Raw genomic sequence first — 12588 nt, 5'->3', positions numbered from 1 at the left:
TGTGTCCGTCAGTCCTTCGCTGATGTCCGGGCCATTTTGTCCTCACGCTCTTCCACCACCAACCTCACCTCTATGAAACACCGCCTCCCCGTCATCGCCCTCCCGATCCTCGCGGCCCTGCTTCTCGGCACGCATCCGCTCCCCTGCGGCGCCGCCGGCGACCGCCAGATCGATACCAACGTCGTCTATCCCGCTGCCGCCCTCGTGCAGAACGGCGGCCGGATCATCAACCTGCGCACCCCTCCATCGGGCATCACCGCCGCCACCGGCAATGGCACCACCGACGACACGGCCGCTTTCCAGAGCGCCTTCAATTTCATCAAAAACCAATACCTCGCTTCCGCGTCCAACAGCTACATCATCTACATCCCCAACGGCACCTATCGTCTCACCCAATCGATCATCTACACCGGAGCGGTAGTGAGCGGTCTTGACATCAATCACGTGCGCTTCGTCGGCCAAAGCCGCGCGGGAGCGACGCTGAAACTGGATAACAACCTGGCTGCTTTCCAGTCGAAGACATCTCCCACTCCGGTCCTCTGCTACCAGCACCCGTCCACGACTTTCAATAACATCGCCACTTCGAATCTCTGCGAGAATCTGACGGTCAATACCGGTTCGGGCAATCCCGGCGCCGCCGGCATCCATTTCCAGGGCGCCAACTCCGCGCGGATGTCCAATGTGACGATCACCTCCGCGGATGGCGCGGGATGTTACGGCATCTGGTTCAAGACGGGTTCCGTCCAGGCCTATCTCAAAGACATTACGATCAACGGATTTGACGATGCCGTCTACTCCCTGCCGGGCGCAGAAAACGACAGCGCTTTCGAGCACCTCACCTGCACGAATCAAAATGTCGCCGCGATCTCCATCGTGGGCGGAGGTGTAGCCGTTCGCGACTTGCTTTCGAACCAGAGCGCCCACCACGTTCCCGCGGTTAGCTTTTCGAACGCGGCCGGCAGTTGTGTGTTACTGGACAGCCAATTGAATGGCGGTAGTTCCACTTCGCCGGCGGTGGCCATCACCGGCACCCAGCAGGATCTCTTTGCCCGAAACGTGCAGGTTTCCGGTTATACGGTCGCGATCAAAAATCAGACCGTCAACGCCGTCACGGGGCCGTTTATCTCCGAATACTGCGCTTATCCGCCGACCACGCTGTTCACCGGTCAGGACACGCACTCCTTTGCCCTCCCTGTGGAGGACACACCGATCGTCCCGTGGGAGACGAATCTTACGAATTGGGTCAACGTCAATGACTACGGCGCCAACGGTTCCGACAGCGTCGACGACAGCACGGCCATCCAGGCCGCATTCAATGCCGCCGGCACCGGGGGCAAGACGGTCGTCTATTTCCCGGGGAAAAATTACATCCTGAGCAAGACGATCACCATTCCGGCCTCGGTTCAGCGGGTGGACTTCATGTTCTGCAGCATTACCGGCGGCGCCTTCTCGGTGAATGCCGCCTCGTCCAATCCGGTCATCCTGGTCGGCAAATCGGGCTACACGTCCATCAGCATCAACGCCGCGCGGACAGTCGTCGCAGAGCTTAACTCCGGGAACGTCATCAACCAGCAAAGCGCGCCCATCACTACTTTCATCGAGTCTTGCACAAACATGGGGGCCGGCACCTCCTTCTGCACCGCCGGACAGCAAATTTGGGCGCGTTCGATCAACGACGAGAGTCCCAGTTCCGCCGACGAGGTGACCAATGGCGGCATGCTCTGGGTGCTGGGTTACAAGACCGAAAACAAACCGGCATCCTCCATCCTCGCCACCGGCGGCGGCATGGCGGAAATTCTCGGCGGCTACGCCAATGTCACCACCAGCCCAGGCAGCACGCCGATGATTTCGAATACAAACTCCAGCGTCTGCTACACGGGATTCACCAACATGAGCGGGACTTTCACCGTGCCGATCTCGGAGACCAGCGGCACCACCACAGTCACGACTTCCAACACGCAATTCCCTGCTCGCGGGGGCACTTATGCGAGTAACTTCTTCATCCCACTCTATGTCGGCGGGCCCCGGCCATCCGGTCCCCTCGGCATCTTTTCCACGAACGAAGATATCGGCAGTGTTGCGGCGGATGGCGCGGCGATTTGTTACACCAGCGGAACGTATTTCGTGGACGGCTCGGGCTCTGACATTTGGAACACGGCGGACACTTTCCAATTCGTGGACACCTCGTGGAATGGCAATGGCACCCTCGTAGCGCTGGTCAATTCCGTCGACAATACCAATGCCTGGGCCAAGGCGGGCCTGATGTTCCGCGACAGTCACAACGCCAACGGGATGTTTGTCGACATCCTGGTCACACCGGGTCAGGGCATCGCCATGCAGCAACGCACGAGCGTCGGCGGATCAGCGTCCCAAGTCGCGGTCGCCGGCACCTTGCGCGCTCCCTATTGGGTCAAGCTTCAGCGCACCGGCACCACCACGGTGGTTGGAAGTTATTCGGCGGATGGCGTCACCTGGACCCAACTCGGCACGGCGACGGTCAATCTGCCCACCGCGGTCTGCGCCGGCCTTTGCGTGACGGCACACAACAACAACGGAACTCTCTGCCGGACGATCATGAGCAACGTGACGCTGACGCCCTAAAGCACCCTCGCTGGTTCTGCTTTTCAAGCCTGACAGGCTAAACGACGCAGGGTGCAGAATGATGAAATCCTGCACCCTGCACCCTAATACCGCTTTACTTCGCTTACTGCGGGCCTCGTTCCAGTTCCTTGAGCGCAGCACGGTCGCGGTCGAGCTGCTCCTGCAGTTTCACCCGGTCGGGGTGCTCGGCCAGTTCCTTTTCGTCATGCGCGATCTTCTCGCGCAGCTTGCGGATGTCCTTCGCCTCACGTCCCGTCACCGTGCTGGTGGTGGTGGTGGTCGTGGTCGTCTCAGTGGTCGCCGGGCGCGACACGATCACCCGATTGACCAGCATCCGATCGCCCTCGCGGATATAACGAACCCGCACGGGAGTATTCGGTGTGATCACTTCGCGGGTCACAGGATTGCCCGCTTCGTCGACGTATTCAACGGTCTTGGCAAAGCCAAAACGGACGGGATCAGCCACGTCCCTCTCCCGCACAATCATCGTGTCGGGACCCCATTCGGTCACCGTGCCAGTAGCCTCCAGAGGGTCCACGGCGGCGGTGGTCGTTTCGCGCACGACAGTTTGAGCGTGCACCATCGGTGTGAACATCAGCGTCAACGCTGCGACACCGGGAATCAGTAGTTGTTTCATAGCCAAAACGGCCTCCTTTCAGTTCGTTTTTCTTTTGTTGCCGGTTAATGCCGGTTCAAAGAGGTATCGTCCGCGAACCACACCACGGCTGTTTTCGGGGAGTCAGCGGTCCGGGCTCCAACCGGGTGGAGCATGGCGGATGTAGTCGCCCCGCTCCCTCGGATGCGGCGGCGGAGCCTAAGCATTCCCAATACTCTTTTGAAGCTCTCTCCACAGAGAAGAAGGGCCTGCGAATCACGCGGATGACACGAATGACATCCTTCCCCATTCGCGTTATCTGAGTGATTCGCGGGCTTCTCCGCTGTCTTTTCGAGATGTGGGTAATGCTGAGGGCGAGCGCCGCCTCGACGACGCCTCCGCTTTGATCCCGCCTTTCGCGCAGAATGGCTCCGCGGCAGCTAGCGCATCCGCGTGAACACGCTCTATTGAGCCGCCGGGAATATCCCCGGATCGCTGTTGAACAAACGCACCTGATCGTAATCGACGTTGTCGCTGAAGGGCGAAGTCCCGCGCGCCGACATCGTCCAGTTTTGGCCGCTGAAGGCATCGACGGCCGGAATCAACGCAGCGCTTACGTAGAAGGTCATCGAAGCGAGCGGAGTGCTGGCGGTATTGATGGCGCCATTGTTGGCCACGGCAAACAGCCGGGCCGTGACCTGCCCCGAAGCGGCGGTGTTCAGGGTGAACCCGATGTGATAGACCGCTCCCGGAGTGAGCACATAGCCGGGCGTCGTGACCACGGTGTTTAGATTGTAAGTAACCCCATCGGTGCTGAAAGCATTCACGCCCGTCGGTGCGACCAGTTGGAGTTGCAGGCTGTTGCCGGCTCCCGTCAAAATAATGCGCAGTCCTCCGCTGGACCGGTTATCGACGTCGACCGGGCGGAACCAACTCTGATCCCCGGACGGCACGGAATTCGGACGGACAAACAAGTCGAGGCCGCCATTGATATTCACATTGGACCATCCATTGGCCGTCCCCTGGGCCATGGCGGCCCAGGAATTGGCCACCAGCGAGGCCGGCGTAAATTGCGCGATGTTTTGTGCGGCCGTCGAGCTGGTGATCGCGGCTTTCAAGAAAGTGCCAGCGCCCATCGTTGGGCTGCTATTGATGGTCGTCACCAGCGGCGCTTTGTTATTTGGGTTCAATAACATGCTGCCACCCGTGGCCGAGGTGTTGTTGTTGAAGTCTTCCTGGAAGATGGGCGCGGTGGCTGCGATCGTTCCCGACGTATTGTTGAGCTGCATGGTGTTGTCACTTTGCGGGTTCGCCTCGTTAAGGAAGGTGGTGACCAGGCTGTCGTAGCGATTCGTGGAAAGCAGGTTTCCGCTATCCGCGCGCGATAGATTGATGCCGAACTTCAGGTTGGAGAGCTGGTTGCCGTAGATGATCGTGTCGGTGGCGTCTCCCGTGCCCACGCCGTTGGAGGGATTGGAAAAGCCGTAGGAAATGACATAGACCCCGCTGTAGGGTCCCATTTCTCCGGGATAGGTGGTGCCATTCGTGGCGGCATTTCGATCACCGATGATGACATTGTCGATGATCTCCGTCCCGTAAGCCTGGGTGCTGAGATAGCTACCGCCAGAATTCCAGCGTCCGGTATTCAATCCGATGCCGGCGTAATTTCCCCAGCGGGAAAGACCTCTCACCGTATTGTGAGCGATGCGGGTGAAATAGCCCTGTTTATCGACACCGACGGCGGGGTTCGTGCCGGTGCTGCCACTGGTGCAGTGCAGGTAAATGCCGGCGGAATTGATCGAGGTATTCTCCGCGACATAATCGTCGTAGGCGTTGCCGTAGAGCCAGATCCCTTTGGCGCAATTGGCGAAGGTGTTTTGATAGATGGTAAAGTTGCGCAGCGGAGCATACAGCGTCCAGCGGCTGGTGTGGTCCGGGATAATGTCGAAGGGCTTATCTCCCGTGATGGTGAAGGTGTTGGTGGCGGGATTTACGGAGACCTTTCTCAACTGGCCAATCCCGGCCCCCTCGGTAATGAGCACACTCAGGTCGCCGTAGTAAAGATTGACGGGAGCGACGAGAGTGACATCCGGCGAGTTGACGACGAGAGTGGTAGCGGTAGCCGACGTCACCGCTCCGAAGTTGAAATTGGCGTAGCCCGACGCCTCGTTGCAGATCGATTCCCCATCGTTGTAGGTGTTGGCCGGTCCTCCGGTCCCCTCGACGTAGTTATTGGCCACATAGGCATCGGAGCGAGCGAACAGGCCGTGGCTTTCCGCTCCGTATCCGGAATGCGCGATGACGTCGTTATTTTCGTAAAAAGAAAACGTGGAACTGCCGTGGACGTAACCCGAGGAATACTCGAAATGGTTGTTGCGGAGATTGAAGTATTTGGCGACGTAGCTGCTCAGAATCGTGGCCCGCCGACCCACAAAATCGCAACCCTGAACGAGCATCCGCTCCAGGCCGGTGGCCAAAAAGCCGATGCCCCGCTGGCCGCTCGCCCCCTCGGCCGTGTAGTCGTAGTTCAGCTGCACGTTGAGCGCAAACAATCGGTTCCCGACCCTTTGGTCGTTGGGGACACTGAAATCGCCCAGGGAGATGAACACATCCGGCCGCACACTTTGATTGGAAAGCTGAATGCTCAGGTTGGCGAGGCCTTGCAATTCCGGCTTCTGTCCGGCAGCCATCTCATTGGTTCTCTTGGAACGAACGAAGGAAGAACCGCCCGCGCCGATGTAATAGATCTTCGTGCTATCGCCGTCTCCCTTCAAGACGACACCCGGTCCGAGGGTAATGAAGCTGAGGTAGTAATTACCGGCGGGCAGATAGACCACGCCTCCTCCGGCCGCGGAAGCATCGTCGACCGCCTGTTGCACCGCGGCATTGTCGCCCGGGCCGGTGGTATCGGCCGGGTTGATGTTATACGGCGGCTGCGTGACATTTTTTACTGTCGCCCATCGGAAATCCTTCGCCCAGACCACGCCCATGCCCAGCGGATCGGAACCAGCCGGCGGAATAGCAACGATCTGCAACAATTGTCCATTGTCGAGCGTCCCCCAGTCGACGCCGTTGTTATTGGACACATCCACATAGTACTGGGCATTCACCGTGGCCGTCGGCACGGTGAAGGTGAGATGAGCAGGATTGAGACTGCCATTGACGATAGTCGCCGGGATGGTCGTGCCGTTCGTGCTGTTTCTCAAACGGACCAGGGTGGTCGTTGTGCCGCCAAATTCGTGCAAGTCGAAATTGCGGCCCGCGACTTCGATCTGGAAACCGGCATACGCTTGATACTCGGACATGAAGAGCGGCCGCGCTCGGTTCATCGGAAAGGGCTTCGGACTCCAGCCCGACCCGTTGTTTACCCAGACATTGTAGACGCCCGCCGCGAGGGACGGCATGGTGGCCACGACGTAGTGATTTTTTCCGGTCTGATCGTGCTGCGCGATGGACGGACTGCTGTAACCAGCCGGCGGTGTGGCGGGCGCGGCGCCATTGGCCGGCGCGACGGCCACGTAAGCCGCGGTTGTGATTCCATCGCCATTGATGCGGAACGGCTGGCCCGCTGCGACGGCATCGGACGTTCGCAAGATCGCAGGAACCTGCGCGTGGCTCGTCTCGGCGAGAGCGAAGAGGGCGATGACCAAGACAGCCGGAGTCGTGGCGCGACGAAGCACGGAGCGGAGATTACACGGGGGGATCATGTTAGCTCTGAGGTGTTGAATTGAGAACGAGTGGCGAACGCAAATTGGCCGCCACCATCTAAATGAAACCGGGAAAATCCCGGCGCATCACTCCAACTCCAACAAGTAACGAATGAGATCGTTCTGCTGGGTGGTCGTGAGGGTGCGGAACACATCGTGGCCCTTGCCGGCCGGGGCGTTCGTCGTGTTGAAGACGGACGGGAGGTCGGCGGCCTGGCCACGGTGTAGATAGGGATACGTGCCCCAAATGCCGCGCAGGGTCGGCGTATCGATTCCATCGAGCGTGCCGCTGAGACGCTGGCCGGAGCTGGCATTGATGGTGCCCATGTCGTGCCGGATGAACGTGGTGAGCGAGCTGTCGGTGAATTGAGTTCCACTGTGGCAGTTCGCGCAGCCCAGGGTGGTGAAGTCGGCCTGGCCGTTGATCGCCGAGGTCGTGTTGGAGCCGTCGGGGTTTCGGTACGGGCTCTTCGGAATGGTCGTGAGTGAACTGACGAAGGCGGCGAGCGCATCGAGATCGGTGCTGCGACCGGCGTTCGGTGCGCCGAGGGGAGGATTGACCGTCCCGTTAATGAGACCGGCGCCGCCATTCAGGTTGCGGATTTGGTTCTCGAAATCCTGCACCTCGTCGAAGTTGGCGCTCCAGTGCAGCGGCCCCATGCTCATGCCAGCATGGCCGCGTAGATCAATCGTCTTGCGAAGGCCTTCGCCAAACGTGCCCAGGTCCCAGACGCGGCCGTCGCTGTCCCCGTGAAGGTGGCAACTCACGCAGGAGATATAGCCTTCCGCCGCGATCCGCGGGTCCTCGGAATTGTAGAAGATCTTTTTGCCCTGCAGGATGTTGGCCGCCAGCGGTTCGGTGACGACGAGCGGCACCGTACCGAGCAGCGTGGCCGTGGAACCGGTGCCGGCGGTGAGCTGGCTGATGTCGAAGACGCGCACTTTGCGCTCGAGGAAATTGTGCACGAAGAGCTTCGAGCCATCGGGGCTTACGCACAGACCATTCGGTGCATAACCAAACAACTGGCCACTATCGGCGGTGGAGATCGCGGGTTGCGTGGCGCGCGAATTGGCATCGATGACGGCAACCTCTTCGTTGGCGATGATGGAGACGAAGACGAGATCGCCGTGCGGCGAGAAGCACGCCGAGACCGGGAGCCCGGTGTTATCGAGATCGACGCGATTGGCGACGATTTCCGCATTCGGATTCGGGCTCGAGGTGGTGAGGTTGAGCTGGCCGACATAGGCGCGGACGGTGTCATCGTGCGTGAGATCCTGGCCGTCGCGATATTTGCCCCGCAGGATGTTGTCCTTTTTGCCGGGCAGCCAGGCGCGCTGGCCATCCGGGCTGACCACGACTTGTGAGAGATAATTCGGCAAGCCGCGCGCGGAACTCGCGCTGTCCGGAGTCGTGCTATCGAGCGGAAGAGCGAAGGTCCGTGTGAGCGTGAGCCCGGCGGCGGCCAGTTCCCACACCTGGCCCTGGGTATCGGGCGAGCGGAAGCGCGAGACAAAGATGCGCGAGGAATCGGAGGCCACGGCCAGTCCACGCGGGGCGGCGCCGAGATCGACCTCGAGGGTCTTGGTGCGTGCCGTCGGGTCCCATTTCTGGATGCTTTCCGCGCCTTCGCAGGTGACGAACGCGGCGCTGCCATCCGGGGCGAAAGCGACGCCCGTGGGTTCGTAGCCGTGGCCGATGCTCAGCGTGGCCAGCACGGCACCGGCGTTGGCATCGACGACGATGACTTGATCGCTCTGCTTGCACGCCACCCAGACCTCGGCATTACCGGGCCGCAGCGCCAGCGCGACGGGGTCGGTATTCGCCCCGAGAGCGACGTGGTAATCAACCGCGCGCGTGTTCGCATCGAAGCGGACGACGCGGCCGCCCGCGGGCGCGGCACCGTCACCGTCAGGCACGACGCACCACACTTTGTTACGGCTCGTGTCGTAGGCCATCTCCGCGGAAATCGAGGGCGGCAGGCTGGTGGGCGCGTTATACACGATCTGCGTCATCGTCCGCGTGAGTGTATCCGTACCATCGCTGACGAAGACCGTGACCGAATAGCGACCCGGCGTATTGAAAGTGTGAACCGCGGTGTTATTCCCCGTCCAAGCCGTGGTCGTGCCATCGCCGAAATCGAAACGGTAGCTGAGCGCATCGCCGAAGTTCGGATCGGAGGCCGTGGCGGTGAAGGTCAGGCCGGTACCGGTGGTGGCCGCCCTCGCGGAGGAGGCGAGATTGCTCACCGTCGGCGCGGTATCGGGGCTGCCTTCGCCGAGGACGCCGATATCACTCGTCGTGAGCTTCTTCGCGTAAATGCGGAAGTCATCGATCTGGCCATTGAAGTTCGCCGCCGTAGCCATGCGACCGAGGTAGAGCAGCAGGTTCGTCGCGAAGTCGGGACGAATGGTGCTGCTCGACGTTACCAATCGCCGATTGTAATAGATGTCCGCGTGCTGCGCGGTGCGATCGACGACGACCGCGATGTGATTCCATTGGTTGGGCTGGAAAACACCGGTCGCGGTGCCGGCGGCAGCGCTCAGCGTGCCATTGCCGGTTTCGAAGATGATGCGACCGTCACTGGTGTTCCAGGAGTTGATGAAAAAGCGCATCCCGTTGGTGGCGCTCCCGCCGATGGAATTGGCCAGCAACGTCCGCGTGCCCGTAGCTGTGGTGGTGAGCTTGGCCCACAGCGAGACGCTGAATTGATTGCCAACATCGAAGGCGGAAACCTCGGCGTGGTCATCCAAGCCGCTGTCGATGCCATCGAGGGTCATCGATTCGGAACCGCGCACCGCATCGGTGGAGTAACCGGCGCCGTTCATCAGCGTTGCGGTGCGGGCAAATCCGGAGTCGTCCGCGCCCGTGCCGTCAAATCGCCAGTAGCCGAGCAGTTTGCCGATCGCCAGCGTGCCAATCTCGTTATCGCTCAGCCAGCGCGGATACACGCGCAGGTCATCGATGTTACCCGCGAGATAGTTCGAGCTATTCGTCATGGACCCCACGTCCATCGTCCCCGCGGTCTTGAAGTCGGGGCGGATGGTATTGTCCGCGGTCACGTCCTTGCCATTCACGTAAATGAGCGCCGTGCCACGCGCCCGATCGACCCCCACGGCGACGTGCACCCATTGATCGAACGGGAAGGCATTGGCCGCGGTATGGGCGTCGTTGCCGGCGGTGCCGTTGCCGGTCTCGAATTGAATCTTGCCCGGCGTGGCGTTGGTCGAGCCGGTGACGTAGAAATTGAAACCGTTGCCGATGTATCCGCTGGGACCGTTGGCGATGATGGTATTCAAGCCGCTGTTCCCCGACGGAATCCTGACCCAGGCGGCCAGGGTGAAGCTATTGCCCAGTTCGAGACTCGGGGTCGTCGCGAAGCCGGTGCTGCCGTCGAGATTGAGCGACCAACCACCCTCATTGGCTTGCGTGGCGTCGTAAGTATTGCCGGTGGCGCTGAGGGTGACTGGCCGACCGTTCGGCGCGGCATCCGCGGTAGTGTTATTGAAACCCCAATGGCCGATGGGCGAGACACACAGATTGCGCAACTGATCGATATCCGCCGGCACGAGGACGCGCGAGTAGAGCCGGAAATCATCCATGCCGCCGCCGAAGAAGTAGGCCGCGGTGCTCATGCGCCCCAGCGTAAGCGGGGCCGCGGTCGGGAAATCTGTGACCACGCTGCTATCCGCGGTTTGGTCGATGCCATTGACATAGATATGCGCCGCACCGGCCGTGCGATCGACGGTCACCGCAAGGTGCACCCATTGATCGAAGGGCAGCGCACCAATCGCGGTGTTGGCGGCGTTGCCGGTGGTGCCGTCGCCGGTCTCCAGTTGGACACGCCCGGGATAACTCGCGTGCGCCGATCCGTAGACAAAAAGACGGAAGCCCGCGGTGGCAAAACCGCCCGCGGCATTGGCCACGATCGTCTCGAGATTCGAACTTCCGGAAGTCACTCGCACCCACGTGCTGAAGGAAAAAGCGCTCCCGACATCGATGCTCGGGACCGCCACATAACTGGCCACGCCATCGAAGTTCAGCGAACCGGCCCCGACAATGCCCGCCGACCACGGCGATGCCGGGAAATTCGTCAGCGTGCCGTTGTGCGCGCCGAGGGTGTCATCGGCCGTGGTGCCCGTGGTCTCGTCGAGCGGATAGTCGAGAGCGAGGCCGAGCGTGGTGGTGTCGATGCTCGATCCCGTGGAGAAGCGATAGATTTGATCCGCGGCAAAAGCGTTACCCGAATAATCCCGCACGCCGCCGCCTTTGACGACGATTTCATAAGTGGTATTCGCCGCCAGCGGAGTGCTGGGGTCAAAGTTCACGATGCCGCCCATGTTCGAATAAGTGCCGGACAGCGCCGTGCCGCCGACAGGGCGAACGATGATGCTCGAACTGTTGATGGAAGGCGTATTGAGCAGGTCGGTGAAAGAGACACCGATCATACTCGTGGGCGCGACATTGGTCTCGCCGTCCAGCGGACGCACGCCGTTCACCGCCGGCGGCCGGGTGTCGGGCACGGTATCGTGCGGGATGATCCAACCCGCCGGATTGGTGATCGGGGAACCGGGATTGGCGCCGTTGATGCAGCCGACATAGACAAGGTTGCCGATGGGAATGGCGATCTCGGTGTTCGCGTGGCCGCCGCCAGGCGGGATCGGCATGGGAACGTCCGCAACGATTTGTGCCGGGACGGTATCGATGCGGATTTTCTGATAGTGGCCGTTGCCGATATTGCCAAGGTGAATGAACTCATCCTGCAACACCGGGTAACGCGGAGTGCCGCCCAGCGTGGTGACATGATCGACGAGCTTGATGTTCTGGGAATCCGATACGTCGTAGATATACAAGCCCCCGGCCTGGCCGCCGCCGTAGAGGCGATAACCACTGAGATAGGAAGTATAAGTATTGGCCCCGGTGTCACCCCGAAAAACGTTGACCAGCAGCGGGTTCGTCGGATCGCTCAGGTCGAAGGTCGCGACCCCATTGGTCAGGCTGGCCGAGACGACGAGTTGATTGCCGAGGACAAAAACCGACGCACAACGAAATCCCGTGATGGTCGGAAGATCGACGGACCGGACGAGCGTGGGGGTGTTGGGATTGCTAACATCGTAGATATCGAGCCAGCCGCTGGCTGTGCCGTAGCCTTCACCGCAGGTGTAGATGTATTTGCCCGCCCAACAGGAGGAGTGGCTTGACGAATGGCCGCCGGTCGCCGTGCCCAAAGCGGTCGGGGCGGCGGGATTGGTCAGATCGAAGATCGTAACTTTGTTCGTCCGCAGTGCGACCTTCTCCCCGGAGAAACCCATGACATGGCTCTTGTAGATGTTATCATCCACAATCTGGCCGACCAGGCTCGGGTTCACCACATTCGGCGCGGAAGGCTGGGACAGCCGCCAGATGGTGAGCTTTCCATAGCCCGTAGGATCACCTCCCGTGCCGCCCTGGCGTCCGCCCGAGACCACCATATAGCCGTGGTGAATGCCGACTTGGGTGGGCAAAATGCCAATTTCGGAGGTCGTGAAGGTGCGCAACGGCTGATAGAGCTGTGCGGTGGTGTAGGATTGCTGCGGCACAGGGACATCCTGTGCGTGGCTGGAGGTGGACAGTGCGAGGAGTGCGCAGGCGGCCATACGGCACAGCACGACCGCCGGGGGAAGCGAGTGAGGCATAGGTTTGTAAGA

4 protein-coding genes are annotated in these 12588 nt (G+C 60.8%); 1 reads left to right on the top strand and 3 read right to left on the bottom strand.

The features are described 5' to 3' along the window. The first annotated feature begins 72 nt into the window (after nucleotides 1-72). Nucleotides 73-2601 carry a glycosyl hydrolase family 28-related protein gene (locus CFE428DRAFT_RS01150; protein WP_006977572.1) on the top strand — a complete coding sequence of 843 codons (2529 nt, stop codon included), beginning with the start codon at nucleotides 73-75 and terminating at the stop codon, nucleotides 2599-2601. 103 nt (nucleotides 2602-2704) lie between these two features. Here the strand turns inward: CFE428DRAFT_RS01150 and CFE428DRAFT_RS01145 are convergent, their stop codons facing one another. The 3 genes from CFE428DRAFT_RS01145 to CFE428DRAFT_RS32740 all read right to left on the bottom strand — a co-directional run bounded on the left by CFE428DRAFT_RS01145 (nucleotide 2705) and on the right by CFE428DRAFT_RS32740 (nucleotide 12576). Further along, on the bottom strand, nucleotides 2705-3238 hold the full coding sequence (locus tag CFE428DRAFT_RS01145) for a hypothetical protein (protein ID WP_006977571.1): 534 nt from the start codon (nucleotides 3236-3238) through the stop codon (nucleotides 2705-2707). Between the two features lie 422 nt (nucleotides 3239-3660). Beyond that, a complete protein-coding gene (locus tag CFE428DRAFT_RS01140; RefSeq protein ID WP_157447399.1) occupies nucleotides 3661-6876 on the bottom strand; it encodes a hypothetical protein in 3216 nt (1071 codons plus the stop codon). A 114-nt stretch (nucleotides 6877-6990) separates the two neighbouring features. Next, nucleotides 6991-12576 carry a LamG-like jellyroll fold domain-containing protein gene (locus tag CFE428DRAFT_RS32740; RefSeq protein ID WP_131989194.1) on the bottom strand — a complete coding sequence of 1862 codons (5586 nt, stop codon included), beginning with the start codon at nucleotides 12574-12576 and terminating at the stop codon, nucleotides 6991-6993. Nucleotides 12577-12588 lie beyond the last annotated feature (12 nt).

The organism is Chthoniobacter flavus Ellin428 (assembly GCF_000173075.1).
Classification (GTDB): domain Bacteria; phylum Verrucomicrobiota; class Verrucomicrobiia; order Chthoniobacterales; family Chthoniobacteraceae; genus Chthoniobacter; species Chthoniobacter flavus.
This window is presented reverse-complemented; position numbering and strand designations above follow the sequence as displayed.